The sequence below is a fragment of the Mesorhizobium sp. P2_H9 genome (assembly GCF_056403215.1).
In genome coordinates this window covers 126,343-140,973 of sequence record NZ_JBFUFX010000006.1, presented here as the reverse complement: position 1 = coordinate 140,973, position 14,631 = coordinate 126,343, and the positions used below count along the sequence as shown (strand labels likewise).

The 14,631-nt window shown below is 63.6% G+C and carries 16 protein-coding genes; 2 read left to right on the top strand and 14 right to left on the bottom strand.

All coding sequences use genetic code 11. The features are described from left to right. Window position 1: 1 nt before the first annotated feature. On the bottom strand, window positions 2-217 hold the full coding sequence (locus tag AC1DXN_RS13020) for a hypothetical protein (RefSeq protein WP_477270357.1): 216 nt from the start codon (window positions 215-217) through the stop codon (window positions 2-4). A 223-nt stretch (window positions 218-440) separates the two neighbouring features. Here AC1DXN_RS13020 and AC1DXN_RS13015 point away from each other — a divergent pair, with 223 nt between their 5' ends. After that, window positions 441-866 (top strand): OsmC family protein, encoded by a 426-nt coding sequence (locus tag AC1DXN_RS13015; protein WP_477248742.1) that lies wholly within the window; start codon window positions 441-443, stop codon window positions 864-866. A 216-nt stretch (window positions 867-1,082) separates the two neighbouring features. Here AC1DXN_RS13015 and AC1DXN_RS13010 read toward each other — a convergent pair whose 3' ends face one another. From AC1DXN_RS13010 to AC1DXN_RS12980, 7 genes are all read right to left on the bottom strand, one after another. Further along, window positions 1,083-1,712: a YceH family protein gene (locus AC1DXN_RS13010; protein WP_477270355.1), complete on the bottom strand. Its 630-nt coding sequence runs from the start codon at window positions 1,710-1,712 to the stop codon at window positions 1,083-1,085. A 227-nt stretch (window positions 1,713-1,939) separates the two neighbouring features. Further along, on the bottom strand, window positions 1,940-2,719 hold the full coding sequence (locus AC1DXN_RS13005; RefSeq protein WP_477270354.1) for a succinate dehydrogenase iron-sulfur subunit: 780 nt from the start codon (window positions 2,717-2,719) through the stop codon (window positions 1,940-1,942). Further along, window positions 2,719-3,156, bottom strand: coding sequence for a DUF3052 domain-containing protein (locus tag AC1DXN_RS13000; RefSeq protein WP_477270353.1), 438 nt, complete (start codon window positions 3,154-3,156; stop codon window positions 2,719-2,721). Before AC1DXN_RS13000 ends, AC1DXN_RS13005 begins: the two co-directional genes overlap by 1 nt. Before the next feature lie 2 nt (window positions 3,157-3,158). Further along, window positions 3,159-4,994 carry a succinate dehydrogenase flavoprotein subunit gene (gene sdhA, locus AC1DXN_RS12995; RefSeq protein ID WP_477270352.1) on the bottom strand — a complete coding sequence of 612 codons (1,836 nt, stop codon included), beginning with the start codon at window positions 4,992-4,994 and terminating at the stop codon, window positions 3,159-3,161. Between the two features lie 2 nt (window positions 4,995-4,996). Next, the gene (sdhD, locus tag AC1DXN_RS12990) at window positions 4,997-5,392 is read right to left on the bottom strand and encodes a succinate dehydrogenase, hydrophobic membrane anchor protein (protein ID WP_477270350.1); all 396 of its coding nucleotides are present in this window, start codon (window positions 5,390-5,392) and stop codon (window positions 4,997-4,999) included. A 3-nt stretch (window positions 5,393-5,395) separates the two neighbouring features. Next, window positions 5,396-5,800, bottom strand: coding sequence for a succinate dehydrogenase, cytochrome b556 subunit (sdhC, locus tag AC1DXN_RS12985; RefSeq protein ID WP_477248736.1), 405 nt, complete (start codon window positions 5,798-5,800; stop codon window positions 5,396-5,398). A 448-nt stretch (window positions 5,801-6,248) separates the two neighbouring features. Then, window positions 6,249-6,629 (bottom strand): hypothetical protein, encoded by a 381-nt coding sequence (locus AC1DXN_RS12980; protein WP_477248735.1) that lies wholly within the window; start codon window positions 6,627-6,629, stop codon window positions 6,249-6,251. A 275-nt stretch (window positions 6,630-6,904) separates the two neighbouring features. Here AC1DXN_RS12980 and AC1DXN_RS12975 point away from each other — a divergent pair, with 275 nt between their 5' ends. Then, window positions 6,905-7,273: a hypothetical protein gene (locus AC1DXN_RS12975; RefSeq protein ID WP_477248734.1), complete on the top strand. Its 369-nt coding sequence runs from the start codon at window positions 6,905-6,907 to the stop codon at window positions 7,271-7,273. A 1-nt stretch (window position 7,274) separates the two neighbouring features. Here the strand turns inward: AC1DXN_RS12975 and AC1DXN_RS12970 are convergent, their stop codons facing one another. The 6 genes from AC1DXN_RS12970 to AC1DXN_RS12945 form a co-directional block, all read right to left on the bottom strand. Next, window positions 7,275-8,471, bottom strand: a complete 1,197-nt coding sequence (locus tag AC1DXN_RS12970; protein ID WP_477270348.1) for a GGDEF domain-containing protein — start codon at window positions 8,469-8,471, stop codon at window positions 7,275-7,277. A gap of 144 nt (window positions 8,472-8,615) precedes the next feature. Further along, window positions 8,616-9,812 carry a GGDEF domain-containing protein gene (locus tag AC1DXN_RS12965; RefSeq protein WP_477270346.1) on the bottom strand — a complete coding sequence of 399 codons (1,197 nt, stop codon included), beginning with the start codon at window positions 9,810-9,812 and terminating at the stop codon, window positions 8,616-8,618. A gap of 404 nt (window positions 9,813-10,216) precedes the next feature. Continuing rightward, a complete protein-coding gene (leuC, locus tag AC1DXN_RS12960; RefSeq protein ID WP_477270344.1) occupies window positions 10,217-11,626 on the bottom strand; it encodes a 3-isopropylmalate dehydratase large subunit in 1,410 nt (469 codons plus the stop codon). Window positions 11,627-12,053: 427 nt separating this feature from the next. Then, window positions 12,054-12,689, bottom strand: coding sequence for a class I SAM-dependent DNA methyltransferase (locus AC1DXN_RS12955; protein ID WP_477270342.1), 636 nt, complete (start codon window positions 12,687-12,689; stop codon window positions 12,054-12,056). 57 nt (window positions 12,690-12,746) lie between these two features. Next, on the bottom strand, window positions 12,747-13,562 hold the full coding sequence (locus AC1DXN_RS12950) for an amino acid ABC transporter permease (RefSeq protein WP_477421564.1): 816 nt from the start codon (window positions 13,560-13,562) through the stop codon (window positions 12,747-12,749). Between the two features lie 169 nt (window positions 13,563-13,731). After that, complete coding sequence (locus tag AC1DXN_RS12945; protein ID WP_477270338.1) at window positions 13,732-14,529, bottom strand: transporter substrate-binding domain-containing protein; 798 nt, start codon at window positions 14,527-14,529, stop codon at window positions 13,732-13,734. Between the last annotated feature and the right edge of the window lie 102 nt (window positions 14,530-14,631).

The following is a 14,631-nucleotide window of genomic DNA, read 5'->3' as shown; positions in this document are numbered from 1 at the left end:
TTTATCTCCCTTGCTGCGAAACATAAGATGAGGCGATCAAAGTGTCAGCCGGGTGCTTGCCCGCTGCATGATCGATAAAGCAGAAGGCAACGCCGATGATGGCGACCGCCGCAAGCAGCCGGCCGAAGCCGGACGGCTGCTGATTCAGCCAGTCGGTTTCTTGTGCTCTGGCCTCTCGGCCGGTGTCTATCCAATGCGCGGAAAACAGATTGTTCATGGGAACCTCCATCCGCCACGAAATCCGTGGCCGCCCCCAGGACGGTCGGGGCACGGCGAAGTCGACATTTTTGCACGCACATTTTTTTCAAAATAATTTGCGAGGTGCCACGAAGAGTGGGCGATGGCCGCAAGACCGCGGTGGTCTTCCGGTGTGCCCGCGCTATAGTTGGAAGGAACGCCGGCACCGGGCCGGCGCAATCGGATCAATCAAGGAGGACTCCATGGACCGCACCGCAAACGCCATCTGGAAAGGCGATCTGAAGGGGGGCAAAGGCACGCTCGACAGCCAGAGCGGAACCCTGAAGGGCACGCCCTATTCCTTCAAGGCGCGCTTCGAGGACGAAAGCGGCAAATCCGGCACCAACCCGGAAGAGCTGATCGCGGCGGCCCATGCCGGCTGCTTCGCCATGCAGTTCTCGCATTTCCTGGCCGAGAACGGCACCCCTGCCACCGAGCTCAACGCCAAGGCCGTGGTAACGCTGGTGCCCGGCACCGGCATCACCGGCAGCGCCCTCACCGTGGTCGGCAAGGTGCCGGGCATCGATGCCGCGAAATTCCAGGAGTTGGCGGAAAAGGCCAAGGCCGGTTGCCCCGTGTCGCAAGCGCTCGGCGCCATAAAGGTGTCGCTCGACGCGAAATTGGGCTGATTGGGTGATCTTTGCCCTGGTAGCGATCCTTCACGCCCGCCTCTGCCCTACCGGGCATCTCCCCCACAAGTGGGGAGATTGGACGTCGCCTCGGCTTTCGCCAATCGCCGGCGATGAAAGAGAGCGGGACGGCGGAGCTGCCGATCTCCCCCCTCGTGGGGGAGATGGCCGGCAGGCCAGAGGGGGGCGCTGTCCCTCCGACATCTCCGCTAATTGCTAAGCCCCCAACGCGTCGAGCCGGGCGCGAAGTGCTGCGACTTCCTGCTCCAGCGATTCAATCCTCGCTTCCAGGTCGGAGACAGGCATGATCGGCGTATTGCGCTGCGCGGACAGGGCAGCAACGTCCACCGGGCCACCGAGAAGCTGCACGAAGCGGTCCTCGCGCTGGCCTGGTCCACGCGGGATTTCCTGGACGAGCGGCGGCCGGCGGCCGATCAGCATGTCGAGTTCACCGCGCAGGTCTTCGATCGACGGAAACTTGGCCATCCGCTCGCCCCGCGCCAAGAGTTCATGTGCCGTCTGCGGCCCGCGCAACAACAGCAGCCCCAGCAAGGCGGTCTGCGGCGTGGTCAGCGAGAATCGTTGCGCCATCTGATGTTCGTAGCGCTCCACGCGGGAACCGAACATCTGCCGCACCAGCCCCTTCTGCTCGAGCAGCTTCAGGGCCCGGTGCACCTCCACCTGCTCCAGCGCCATAACCGGCTCGCGCGCCGTCTTCTGGTTGGCGGCGGCGTGCGCGGCATTGAGCGTCAGCGGATAGATATCCGGCGTCAGTTCCTTCTTCTCGATCAGGCAGCCGAGTATCCGGGCTTCGACGGGGGAGAGGATGGGAAGATCGTCGCTCATTGGGTTGCAGTCCTTTCTGACGCTGGCGGGACAGCGCCGCCCTCTGTCCTGCCGGACATCTCCCCCACATGGGGGGAGATCGGTAGCTTCGCCGACAGCACATCATCCTTCAACCTTGGAAATTGGCGAAAGCCGCAGTGACGGCCAATCTCCCCACTCGTGGGGGAGATGTCCGGCAGGACAGAGGGGGGCGCGAAGGATCGCAGCAGACCGCGATCTCGCTGAAGCTACACCCGCCGTTCCACCATCATCTTCTTGATTTCAGCGATCGCCTTGGCCGGGTTGAGCCCTTTCGGACAGGTCTGGGCGCAGTTCATGATGGTGTGGCAGCGATAGAGCCGGAACGGGTCTTCGAGATTGTCGAGCCGCTCGCCCTTTGCCTCGTCGCGGCTGTCGATCAGCCAGCGATAGGCCTGCAAGAGGGTTGCCGGGCCGAGATAGCGGTCGCCGTTCCACCAGTAGCTTGGGCATGAGGTCGAACAGCAGGCGCACAATATGCACTCGTAGAGCCCGTCGAGCTTTTCGCGGTCTTCATGGCTCTGCAGCCATTCCTTGGCCGGCTGCGGCGACACCGTCTTCAGCCATGGCTCGATCGAGGCGTGCTGGGCGTAGAAATTGGTGAGGTCGGGCACCAAATCCTTGACCACTTGCATATGCGGCAGCGGATAGACTTTTACGGCGCCGGAAATGTCGTCGCAGCCCTTGGTGCAGGCCAGCGTGTTGGAGCCGTCGATGTTCATGGCGCAGGAGCCGCAAATGCCTTCGCGGCAGGAGCGGCGCAGGGTCAGCGTTGGGTCGATCTTGTTCTTGATCCAGAGCAGCGCGTCGAGCACCATCGGCCCGCAATCATCCATATCGACGAAATAGGTGTCGATGCTCGGGTTCTCGTCATCGTCCGGCGACCAGCGGTAGATGCGATATTCCCGCAAATTGGTCGCGCCTTCCGGCTTCGGCCAGGTTTTTCCCGCCTTGATCTGCGAGTTCTTGGGGAGCGTCAGTTCGACCATTACCTCAGGCCCTTTCGGATGACGAGCTTCAGCCCGGACCAGATCTCGTTCACGGCGGCAACTTTCACGTCGACAAGGTCGAGTTTCAGGGCTTCGGTGCGGATGACGCCTTCGGTGACATCGGTCGGCACCTTCGAGGCCTTTTTCGGCCAGGACACCCAGACCATGCCGTCGCGCTTGATCGCCGCCTGGATACCGGCGAGGCGATCCTCGATCTCGGCACGCTGTTTGGTGAAGGCGTGGACGGCATCGTATTTCAGGGCAGCGCCGGAAATCTCCGACCAATCGGCCAGCCGGTCGACCCGAGCGAAATCGACCGCCTCGGCGAGATCATCGAGTTCCGCCGGCAGCGCGATGAACGCCGCGATCATCCCGTCCTTCAGGCCGAGCTTGGCCGGAAGGGGCGTGCCGGAATATCCCGATGCCGCCAGCGCCATCGTCAATACACCCTGGCCTTCGGCGCGATCTTGGCGAGGCTGATGCCGCCATCCTTTTCGGCCAGCAGCGGCTCGGTGTGCACCGGCCGGTAGGAGAGCGTCACCTTGCCGTCTTCGCTGAGCCGCGCCAGCGTGTGCTTGCGCCAGACCTTGTCGTCGCGGGCGGAAAAATCTTCCCGCGCATGCGCGCCACGGCTCTCCTTGCGCGCCTCGGCGCCGTAGACCGTGGTGATGGCATTGGCCATCAGATTTTCCAGCTCCAGCGTCTCGACCAGGTCCGAGTTCCAGATCATCGAGCGGTCGAACACCTTGACGTCTTTCAGCTCTGTCCAGATCTGCGAAATGCGCTTGCAGCCGTTTTCCAGCGATTCCTGCGTGCGGAACACCGCCGCATCTTCCTGCATCGCCTTCTGCATCTTTTCACGCAACACGGCCGTCGGCGTCGAGCCGTTGGCGTGACGCAGCCGGTCGAAGCGGTCCATGATCTTCTCGACCGAGGCTTCGTTGGGCGCCGGGATAGCCGATGTGCGATCGATGACCTGGCCGGCGCGGATCGCCGCCGCGCGGCCGAACACGACGAGATCGATCAGCGAGTTCGAGCCGAGGCGATTGGCGCCGTGCACGGAAGCGCAGCCGGCCTCGCCGACCGCCATCAGCCCCGGCGACACCCGGTCGGGGCTCTTCGCCGTCGGGTTGAGCACCTCGCCCCAGTAATTGGTCGGCACGCCGCCCATATTGTAGTGCACCGTCGGCAGCACCGGGATCGGCTCCTTGGTCAGGTCGACGCCGGCGAAGATCTTGGCCGATTCCGAAATGCCGGGTAGCCGCTCATGCAGGACGGCCGGGTCGAGATGATCGAGATGCAGGAAGATATGGTCCTTCTTCGGGCCGACGCCCCGCCCCTCGCGGATTTCCAGCGTCATGCAGCGCGACACCACGTCGCGTGAGGCAAGGTCCTTAGCCGACGGCGCATAGCGCTCCATGAAGCGCTCGCCCTCGGAGTTGACGAGATAGCCGCCCTCGCCGCGCGCGCCCTCGGTGATCAGGCAGCCGGCGCCATAGATGCCGGTCGGGTGAAACTGCACGAATTCCATGTCCTGCAGCGGAAAGCCGGCCCTCGCCGCCATGCCACCGCCGTCGCCGGTGCAGGTGTGCGCCGACGTCGCAGAGAAATAGGCGCGGCCGTAACCGCCCGTCGCCAGCACCACCATCTTGGCCGAAAAGCGATGGATGGTGCCGTCATCGAGATTCCAGGCGACGACGCCGGTGCAGGTGCCGTCCGGCTCCATGATCAGGTCAAGTGCGAAATACTCGATGAAGAACTGCGCGTTGTGCTTCAGCGACTGGCCGTAGAGCGTGTGCAGCATGGCGTGGCCGGTACGGTCGGCGGCAGCGCATGTGCGCTGCACGGGCGGGCCCTCGCCGAAATTCATCATCATGCCGCCGAACGGCCGCTGATAGATCTTACCCTCTTCGGTGCGCGAGAACGGCACCCCGTAATGTTCGAGCTCGTAGACGGCGGCGGGCGCCTGCTGGACCATGTATTCCTGCGCGTCTATGTCGCCCAGCCAGTCCGAACCCTTGACGGTATCGAAGAGATGCCATTGCCAGTTGTCAGGCCCCATATTGGCAAGCGAGGCGGCGATGCCGCCTTGCGCCGCTACCGTGTGCGAGCGCGTCGGGAACACTTTGGTGATGCAGGCGGTGCGCAGGCCCTGTTCGGCCATGCCGAGCGTGGCGCGCAAGCCGGCGCCACCAGCGCCGACGACCACCACATCGAATTTGTGGTCGACATAGGTGTAACCAGCCTTGTTGGCGGTCTTCGCGTCCTTGGCCAAATTCAGCCTCCGAATGCCAGCTTGAGCAGGGCGAAGATCGAGGCGACGCCGACCACTACGGAAAAGAAAGTGTTGAGCGCGATCAGCGCCAGCTTCATGCCCTCGCCATGCACATAGTCCTCGATGATGACCTGCATGCCGAGCCGCATATGATAGAGCCCGGACAACAGCACCAGGGCAAGCACCAGCGCCACGAACGGATTGGCGAGGGCCGCGCGCACCTCGGCATAGCCGGCGCCGTTGAGCGCGATGAGGAAGCCGACGAAGAACAGCGTCAGCGGAATGTTAGCGATGGCCGTCAGCCGCTGGCGCCAGAAATGCTGGGTGCCCTCGCGGGCCGAGCCAAGGCCGCGGACCTTGGCCAGCGGCATGCGCATATCGGTGTTTTTACCGCTCATGGATCAGGCTCCCCGCGCCATGTAGCCGGCGATCCAGATCAACAGCGTCAGCGAGATCGAGCCGGCCAGCGTCGCCCAGGCGATCTTCGATGCCGTGTGCTTTTCAAGACCGGCGCCGGTGTCCCACACCAGATGGCGCACACCGCCCAGCATGTGGTGCATCAGCGCCCAGGTGTAGCCGAACAGGATGAGCCGCCCGAGCCACGAACCGAAGGCCCAGTTGACCCAATCGAAAGTGGCCTCGGAGCTCGCCGCCGCCATCAGCCATACGGCGACCAGCAGCGTGCCGAAATACAGCGCCCCGCCGGTGATGCGATGGATGATCGACATCGTCATCGTGATCGGCATCCGATAGACGGTCAGATGCGGCGAAAGCGGTCTCGCGCGGGTGGCTGGTGATTTGCTCATGGCTCCCCCAGTTCGGCGTCTCTGGAGCCACCGGCGGAAATGCGGCATTGCCGCTTCCGGATGCGACTTCGGACAGGCGGTTTCTAATGCTCTTTTTGCACCGCGTCAAAGCCAGAAAATCGTTTTGAAAACGTCATTTAGTCTGACAAAAAGGCGGCGTTTCGCTTCAATCGATTAGGGCATCGGCCCAAAGCCGGCGCAGCGTTCGCTGCAGTGCGGTATTTCGCCTGGCTCGGGCGCGGAGGGTGTGCCGAGATTCAGCTCAGGCCGAGCCGAGAATGGTGGTTTGCGAGAACCGGAGCGGAGCGTACTTCAGTACGTGAGCACCGGCCTACGCCGGCCGTAGCCTTAACTGCGCACCCCTCATGAGTGGTTCGGCCGGCGAAGGCCGGAAGCGCAGGAAGCTGCCATTCGCAGGCCGGCATCAGCTGAATATCGACACACCCGGTCAGCGCTTGCAGGTCACCGGCGTTTTCCCACCCTTCATCACCAGCGCCTCGCGTCCGTCAATCACGATTGCGTCATGGGCTGCGCCGTACCGGCTGTTCTGGTTGGCCGGCGACGCCGGCAGGTCTTCAGCTGTGCCGTCGGGGCCGAGGACATGCAGCGCCGTGCCGAGATTTTCGATCGTGATCCTGCCGCCGTCGGCGCAATTGTAGGTCGCAGTGCGCGGTTGCGGCGCGGCCGTGTCCACGATGATGGGGGCAGCAGTCGAAGGTGCGCCCGGCGCTATCGAGACAGCGGCGGCGGCGGTGCTTGCGGCCTTCGGCGCGTTGCTCTGCGGCACGCAGGCTGCTGCTACCAGCAGCGGGCCAAGCACAAGCGTCATCCGAAAAGCCCGGCGTAACGCCATATGTTGTCCTCCCGCGCGGCAAACTAGCCGCCATGCCTTGCCAAGATCAAGCGTCATGGTTGCAAGTCGACGCCGGCCGCGATGGTGCGGGCAAGCATGGCCGAATGATGGCCGCCGGGCTTTCCATTCCGACTGATATTAACCATGTTTGCCAAGAGATTGCCGCATCACCGGCTGCCCCCCTTAACAAAGGTTAATAAAAGGTTAATTTCTGATTCGAGGAGGCTTGCCTCTAGGAAACGGAGGACGCCATGCGTTCGAATTCAGGCACACTACGACTTCCGGCGCTCATGCTGGCGGCACTATCGGTCGGCTTTGCCGCACCGGCGCTCGCCGGGACGCGCCACCACGACCGCGTCTATGCCGATTCCTTCGGCAATCTCGTCATCGACAGCGCCGCCGGCTACAAGCGCATCATCGTTGGCGAAGGCAAGCTGGCGAAAGAATTGTCCGACTACACCAGCGCTGGCAACGCCGGCGAACCAGACGTCATCTACGAGAACGAATCGGACAATGTGATCCGCCGCGGCTGCTACCAGCCGCCGGTTTTCATCAAAGGCCGCTCCTATATGTACGGCCTCTCCGACGGCGAGATGCCCAACCTCAGCCCTTGCCGCTGATCTATCCGGCGTTCGCTGCTGTCGCCTGCCGGACGACCGGTCCGGCCGAGACCCGCACGCAGTCGCGGCCAGCGCCTTTCGCCTGGTAGAGCGCTTCGTCGGCGCGCCGCAGCAGGTCGGAAAACCCTTCACGCGCGGAAAGCTCGGCCACGCCAAAACTGGCGCTGCAGCGATGCTCCGCCGGCAGGCTATCGATCGGCAGCGCGCCGAAAGCGCTGCGTGTGCCCTCGGCAAACAGCCGCGCGGCGGCAAGGTTGGTTCCCGGCAGAATGATGGCGAACTCCTCGCCGCCGATGCGGCCGGCAACGTGGTGGTCGGCAGCGGCATCGCGAAGAAAGCCAGCGAAGGTCGCGATCACCCGGTCGCCTGAGGCGTGGCCATAGCTATCGTTGATGCCCTTGAAGTGGTCGAGATCGGCAATGACCAGCGCCACCGGAACGCCCTGGCGCACGGCATCGCGCAGCGCGACCTCGGCATGGCGCTCAAAACCGCCGCGATTGAGCAGCCGCGACAGCGTGTCGGTTTCGGACTTCGAGGTCGCCTCGGCCAGCACGTCGCGAACCAGGATGCCCAGCATCAGAAGCGCCAGCGCCAGGCCCAGCACGGTGCCGAGCGACTGCGACACCAGCGCGTAGCTGGTCTGCGCATAAGACTGCGGGTCAGCGCCCCAGCCACCCAGCGCATGCGCGATGAACGGCTTTGAGGCGAACTGCGCGGCGCTGGCCACCAGCACGGCCAGCAGAATTCGATCGAGCCGGTCGCGCCTTTGCCTTGACGACCAGACGATGCCGAAACCGACCAGCTGCATGGCCGCATAGGGAAGCTGGTAGGCCATCATGCGGGCAAGCGACTGGCGCGGCAGATCCTGCACGAACCAGACCGCGACGGTGGCGAAGACCAGGAAGAACAGCATCGGCGGCCAGGGCGGCGCCACGCCATACTTGCGGGCGAGCCCGGTATTGAAGGCGATGGTGGCGCCCAGGAAAACGGCGAAAGCGGTGACAACCGCAGGCCGTGCGTCGGCGAAAACCGGGATGCTGAATTCGACGGCGAAATAGACCATGCCGAGCACATAGCCGAACGCCAGCCAGCGTGCCGATACGCGTCCTACATCATAGATCGCAATCGCCATGAAGGCCGCGGCCAGCAGTCCGGCAACGAACAGATTGATGACAAGGATGAAGTCTGCGCTGCCCATTGCGTCTTTCGCACCCCGGGGCGACAGCTAACCACCGACGCGCGAAAAAGACGTTAACGTTCAGGCATGATCCCGAACCGAAGGACCGCGTCAGCGAAAAGTGGGACCCGGTTTTCGGAAAAGATCATGCCAAAACAAGTGTCTCTAACCGAGGCTGGCGTAGTCCGGCACGAACACCGTTTCCGGCCGCTCGTAGGACAGGCGCACGCTGTCACGACCGTTCTTCTTGGCCTTGTAGAGCGCCTCGTCGGCGCGACGCATCAGCGGTTCCAACCCTTCGTCGCCGGTGCGGGCGGCGACACCGAAGCTCGCCGTCACTCGGATACCCGGTGGCAGGCTGGTGACACCGCCGGACGAATAGAGCGAGCGGATCGCCTCGGCGAACAGGCGCGCCGAAGCCAGGTCGCACAGCGGCAGCAGCACCGCGAACTCCTCGCCGCCAATGCGGCCGGCAGCGCCGCGCGCGCCGGTGGCGAAATTCAGCTTGGCGGCGAAATCGGCGATGACCCGGTCGCCCGCCGCATGGCCGTGCACATCGTTGAGCGCCTTGAAGTGATCGAGATCGGCCAGCACCAGCGCAACCGGAAGCCTGGCCGAGGCGCACTGCCGCAGAAGCAGAGCCGCCCGCTCTTCGAAACCGCGACGGTTGAGCAGGCCGGACAGCGGGTCGGTAAACGTCTCGGTTTTCAGCGCCTTCATCACGTCGAGCGCGGCTGCCGAGAACAGGCAAAGTGCGATCAGCAGCGACAGCAGCGCGTGCGACAGCAGCGCCGTCGTCCAGTAGGACGAGGCGTAGAAACCGTCATAGCTGGTGAACGGCCCATGCGCGATGACGACGGCCAGCGTGCGGGCGAAGAAGTTCAGGCCCGACAGCAGCGACAGCACGAACAGGATGTTTTCCGTCGGGCCGTTGTTGCGCACCTGGCGCAGTTCAGCTGCGACCAGCAGGCTGAGGCCGCCGAAGCCGAAATTGATGGCAAGGATGCGCCAGGTCAGATCCGGCTGGACGAACAGGAACCAGCAAAACGAGGCCAGCCCGCCGCCCGCCAGAACACCGATCCCGACAAAGGGCACGCGCCGGCCATAGCGGGCCACGATGGCGCCGCAGAGGCAACAGGCGGCAAAGGTGAAGCATATGTTGGAGAGGAGCTTGGTCAGCACCATGCCGACGGGCAGCGTAAAATACTGCAGCAGGAAGCCGCCTGCCGAGACGCAGTAGCTTGTGCCCAGCACCGCCAGATAGGGGCGGTGGCGCTGATAGAACCACAGCACGAGGAACGCCGCGCCGAGCGCCAGCGCGATCGTCGGGTTGAGCAGCGCTATGAACAGGCCGGTGTCCAAGGACCGTGACTTCTCTCGCTTCCGTCACGGAAGATGTTTAAAGCGCAAGCCCAAACAAGCGGTTAAGCCGAGGCTGATGATACGGGCGAAACCCAGCTTTCCTGGAATGCAAACCTCTGAGATTAGCCGAAGCATCTCTCTCTTCGTCATCCACGGGCGGAGCAAGGAGCGTAGCGACGCGGCGCAGACCCGAGGATCCATGCCGCGACTTCAGAGCGCTCCTGCGGTGCAGAATTCTGCTCCGTTGCATTCCTCGGCTGATGTCACGGCATGGATCCCAGGGTCTGCGCTCCGCTTCGCGTCGCTCCGCCCAGGGATGACGAATCTACGGTCAAAGAAAAACCCCGAACCGTTTTGCGGTCCGGGGTTCTCGAATGCTCTGGAAACAGGGACGAAAATCCGGACTATTTCCACTCGCGGATGTCGACGAAATGGCCGGCGATCGCCGCCGCCGCCGCCATGGCCGGCGACACCAGATGGGTGCGGCCCTTAAAGCCCTGACGGCCCTCGAAATTGCGGTTCGAGGTTGAGGCGCAGCGCTCGTGCGGCTTCAGCCGGTCGTCGTTCATGGCCAGGCACATCGAACAGCCCGGCTCGCGCCAGTCGAAACCGGCGGCGACAAAGATCTTGTCGAGACCCTCGGCCTCCGCCTGTTCCTTGACCAGGCCGGAGCCCGGCACGATCATCGCATCGACATGCGGGCTGACTTTTTTGCCTTCGACCACCTTGGCGACGGCGCGCAAATCTTCGATGCGGCCGTTGGTGCAGGAGCCGATGAAGACGCGGTCGAGCGTGATGTCGGTGATCTTGGTACCCGGCATCAGGCCCATATAGTCGAGCGCACGCTGCTTGGAGGTGCGCTTGTTTTCGTCGGCGATGTCGTCCGGGTTCGGCACGATGCCTTGCACCGAGACGACGTCCTCGGGCGACGAGCCCCAGGAGACGATCGGCGGCAGTTTGGCCGCGTCGAGCACGATCACCTTGTCGAAATGCGCGCCTTCATCGGACTGCAGCGTCTTCCAGTATTCGAGTGCCGCATCCCACGACGCGCCCTTCGGCGCACGCGGCTTGTCCTTGACATAGGCAAAGGTCGTCTCGTCGGCCGCGATCAGGCCGGCGCGCGCGCCGCCCTCGATCGACATGTTGCAGATGGTCATGCGGCCTTCCATCGACAGCGCGCGGATCGCCTCGCCGGCATATTCGATGACATAGCCGGTGCCGCCGGCGGTGCCGATCTCGCCGATGATGGCCAGGATGATGTCCTTGGCGGTGACGCCTTCCGGCAGCACGCCGTCAACGCGCACCAGCATGTTCTTGGCTTTGCGCTGGATCAGCGTCTGGGTGGCGAGCACATGCTCGACTTCCGACGTGCCGATGCCATGCGCCAGCGCACCGAAAGCACCGTGCGTCGAGGTGTGGCTGTCACCGCAGACGATGGTCATGCCGGGCAGCGTAAAACCCTGTTCCGGGCCGATGATGTGGACGATGCCCTGGCGGATATCGGTCTCGGAATAATATTCGACGCCGAAATCCTTGGCGTTCTTGGCCAGCGCCTCGACCTGGATGCGGCTTTCCTCGTTCTTGATGCCGAACTTGCGCTCGGGCGAGGTCGAGACATTGTGGTCGACCACGGCCAGCGTCTTTTCCGGATGCCGGACTTTTCTGCCAGTCATGCGCAGGCCTTCGAAGGCTTGCGGGCTGGTGACTTCGTGGACGAGGTGACGGTCGATATAGAGCAGGCAGGTGCCGTCGTCCTGGCGGTCGACGACGTGCTCGTCGAATATCTTGTCGTAGAGGGTGCGCGGTGCGCTCATGTGCGTAAATCCGTCGATCTGAAATGGGGAAGCAGCGAAATGCCGGACGCCTTCGGCCCGGCGAAAGCGGTCTAGCTAAGCCGGCTGGTGAGCGCGCCGCAAACGCGCGCGGAGAACCGCGACGGCAGGCGTTTTCTGTCCTGCAGCACGAACCCTTTATAGGCCGGATCGCCAAAAAGCTCTTCCATGGCGTGGCTCATACCAATGTTTTGGGTTTTCGGCAATTGGCGCGTGGCTGGGCGCGGCTTCCCTTCTCCCCCTGTGGGAGAAGGTGGATCGGCGCGCAGCGCCGAGACGGATGAGGGGTGCGCGAAGGATCGCCGTCCTTGCCAAGTCTCCATCCTCGCCAAGCTGGAACACCCCTCATCCGACCGAGCTTCGCTCGGCCACCTTCTCCCACAAGGGGAGAAGGGAAGGGCGTCACCGCTCACATCACCTCAAACACAAACGTCTTCACCAATGCATCCGGCTCGGCGATGGCATAGCAACAGAACCATGGGCTTTCCTCGACCGGCCGCCATTTTTGCGCCTGCTCCAGCTCGTCGAACACGGCCTGAAACCCGCCGCTGTCAAAAACCTGGTCGCGCACGGTGAAGATCGCGTGGCCGCCCTTTTTCGTGATGCGGACAAGCTCGTGCAATCCCGACGCCGGCGCGTGGCTGATGGTGAACACGCCGGTCGAGAAGAAGCCGCGAAAATGGCCGTCCGGCCAGGGCAGCGGGCCGCCAAGCATCGCGTTCTTCAGGTCGTTGTAGGCTTGCCGGCTGCCGGCGATCTTCAGCATGTCGTCGGAGAGATCGAGCCCGGCAATGTCGGGGTAACCCAGCGCCTTGAGCGACGGTCCCGACAGGCCGGTGCCGCAACCGGCATCGAGCAGCGGCCCTTCGCCCGCCGGCACATGGCGCGCCACCCAGGCGGTGATCAGGAACGGCAGGAGATAACCGAGCGAGGCGGTTTCGCTGTCATAGGTCGCGGCCCATGCGGCGTAAGCCTCTGCGAGCGCTTCCGGCGTATCGGCGGTATAGACCGAATCCAGCGCCGCATTGGCCTTGTCGACGATCATGGGTTCCTCCAGGACTGCTCGCATTGTCGCAATGGTAGCGCCGACTTCGCCTGACTTCTATTCCTGATGCTGGTTGCGCAGCCGCTTCTCCAGCGCTCTGAGCGCCAGCGACAGGCCGACGGTCAGGATGAGATAGATATAGGCGACGATCGAATAGGTCTCGAAGAAGCGGAACGAGCCGGCGGCGTAGATCTTGCCCATCTGGGTGATGTCGGCGACGCCGAGCACCGAGACCAGCGAGGAATCCTTGACCATGGCGACGAAATCATTGCCGAGCGGCGGCAGGATGGTGCGGATCGCCTGCGGAAAGACGATCAGCCGGAAGCGCTGCGTGCGCGACAGCCCGAGCGCCTTGGCCGCCTCGATCTGGCCTTTCTCGACCGCCTGGATGCCGGCGCGAAACACCTCCGAGATGAAGGCCGAGTAGCCGATGGTCAGCGCCATGATGGCGCGCCAAAGCAGCGACACGTCGCGCACCAGCAGTTCGCCGAAGAAGCCGGCGCTTTGCAGCGGTGCGGTCAACGCGTTCCAGCCCGCGACGAAGGCCGGCGCGCCGGCGAAGGCGATCCAGAACAACAGCACCAGGATCGGCACGCCGCGGATGATCTCGACATAGAAGCGGGCGACCTGGCTAAGCCAGCGCGACCCCGACAACCCCATCAGCGCAAGCCCGAGCCCGATCGCGCAAGCCAGCCCGAAGGCGACGACGGTAACGAAGACGGTGATGCCGATGCCCTTGGCGACGGTGGTGAATACCTGCGCGTAGAGGTTGYTGGTGGCGATGAAGATGGCAGCGATCACGGCGATCGCCACGGCCACGGCAAGCCACCAAGGGAAATCGGATTTGGTGGTGGATGATGGGGGCGTTGCCATCAGGTTGCTTCACCCTCCCCCTTGTGGGGAGGGTCGGCGAACAAGCTTTGCATCGCAAAGCTGGTGAGACGGGGTGGGGGTGGTGACAGGGCGCCGGCGCTGGCACCCCCACCCCGCTCCGCTTCGCGGATCGACCCTCCCCACAAGGGGGAGGGTGAAGTGCCGGAACTCACTGCCCCATCTTGTAGTCAAGGAACCACTTCTTGTTCAACGCCTCGATCGTCCCATCCGCCTTCAGCGCTGCGATCGCCGCATTGACCGGCTTCACCAAGTCTGAGCCCTTCGGAAAGATGAAGCCGAAATCCTCGGTGCCGAGTGGGCCGCCGATCAGCTTCAGCTTGCCTTCCGAGGCGTCGACATAGCCCTTGCCGGCGGTGCCGTCGGTCAAGACGACATCGACGTCGCCCGACTTCAGTGCTTGCACCGTGGCGCCGAAGGTCTCGAACAGTTTGATGCGCGGATTCTGCTCATTGCCGTCGAGCACGCTGTAGACGGCGGTGTAGAACGGCGTCGTGCCGGCCTGCGCGCCGATCAGCCCGTCCTTGAAGGCGCCAAAGGTCTTGGCGTCGGTGAAGCGGCTCTCGTCGCCGCGCACCAGCATGAACTGTTCCGAGCGCATATAGGGGTCGGAGAAATCGACCTTCTCCTTGCGGTCGTCCTTGATGGTGATGCCGGTCATGCCGATGTTGTACTGGTTGTCGGAAACCGCCTGGATCATCGCGTCCCACGAGGTGTTCTGGTACTCGACGGAAAAGTTCAGCCGCTTGGCGATTTCGTTCATCGCGTCATATTCCCAGCCGATCTGTTTGCCGGTCTTGGCATCGATGAACTGCAGCGGCGGATAGGCGTTTTCGGTCACCACCACCACCTTCTTGCCGCCGAGGTCGGGCAGCGCCTGCGCCCATGCGGCGACGGGCGCGAGAAGGCAAGCCAACAGGCCGGCCAGCAGCAGTTTCGATTTGGTCATGACACACTCCCAGAACTTGAAAGGCCTCGGCACGGCCGAGGCTTGCAGGAAAATCCGACGCCGACTTTAGCCGTCCGCAAGCGCCGTGCAAGCCGGTCCGAT

Coding starts and splice junctions, on each gene's coding strand:
- AC1DXN_RS13020 (WP_477270357.1), bottom strand. CDS start 217: ATGAACAATCTGTTTTCCGCGCATTGGATAGACACCGGCCGAGAGGCC.
- AC1DXN_RS13010 (WP_477270355.1), bottom strand. CDS start 1,712: ATGAGCGACGATCTTCCCATCCTCTCCCCCGTCGAAGCCCGGATACTC.
- AC1DXN_RS13015 (WP_477248742.1), top strand. CDS start 441: ATGGACCGCACCGCAAACGCCATCTGGAAAGGCGATCTGAAGGGGGGC.
- leuC (WP_477270344.1), bottom strand. CDS start 11,626: ATGAGCGCACCGCGCACCCTCTACGACAAGATATTCGACGAGCACGTC.
- AC1DXN_RS13000 (WP_477270353.1), bottom strand. CDS start 3,156: ATGGCGCTGGCGGCATCGGGATATTCCGGCACGCCCCTTCCGGCCAAG.
- AC1DXN_RS12970 (WP_477270348.1), bottom strand. CDS start 8,471: ATGGGCAGCGCAGACTTCATCCTTGTCATCAATCTGTTCGTTGCCGGA.
- sdhD (WP_477270350.1), bottom strand. CDS start 5,392: ATGAGCGGTAAAAACACCGATATGCGCATGCCGCTGGCCAAGGTCCGC.
- AC1DXN_RS12980 (WP_477248735.1), bottom strand. CDS start 6,629: ATGACGCTTGTGCTTGGCCCGCTGCTGGTAGCAGCAGCCTGCGTGCCG.
- sdhC (WP_477248736.1), bottom strand. CDS start 5,800: ATGAGCAAATCACCAGCCACCCGCGCGAGACCGCTTTCGCCGCATCTG.
- AC1DXN_RS12975 (WP_477248734.1), top strand. CDS start 6,905: ATGCGTTCGAATTCAGGCACACTACGACTTCCGGCGCTCATGCTGGCG.
- AC1DXN_RS12955 (WP_477270342.1), bottom strand. CDS start 12,689: ATGATCGTCGACAAGGCCAATGCGGCGCTGGATTCGGTCTATACCGCC.
- AC1DXN_RS13005 (WP_477270354.1), bottom strand. CDS start 2,719: ATGGTCGAACTGACGCTCCCCAAGAACTCGCAGATCAAGGCGGGAAAA.
- AC1DXN_RS12945 (WP_477270338.1), bottom strand. CDS start 14,529: ATGACCAAATCGAAACTGCTGCTGGCCGGCCTGTTGGCTTGCCTTCTC.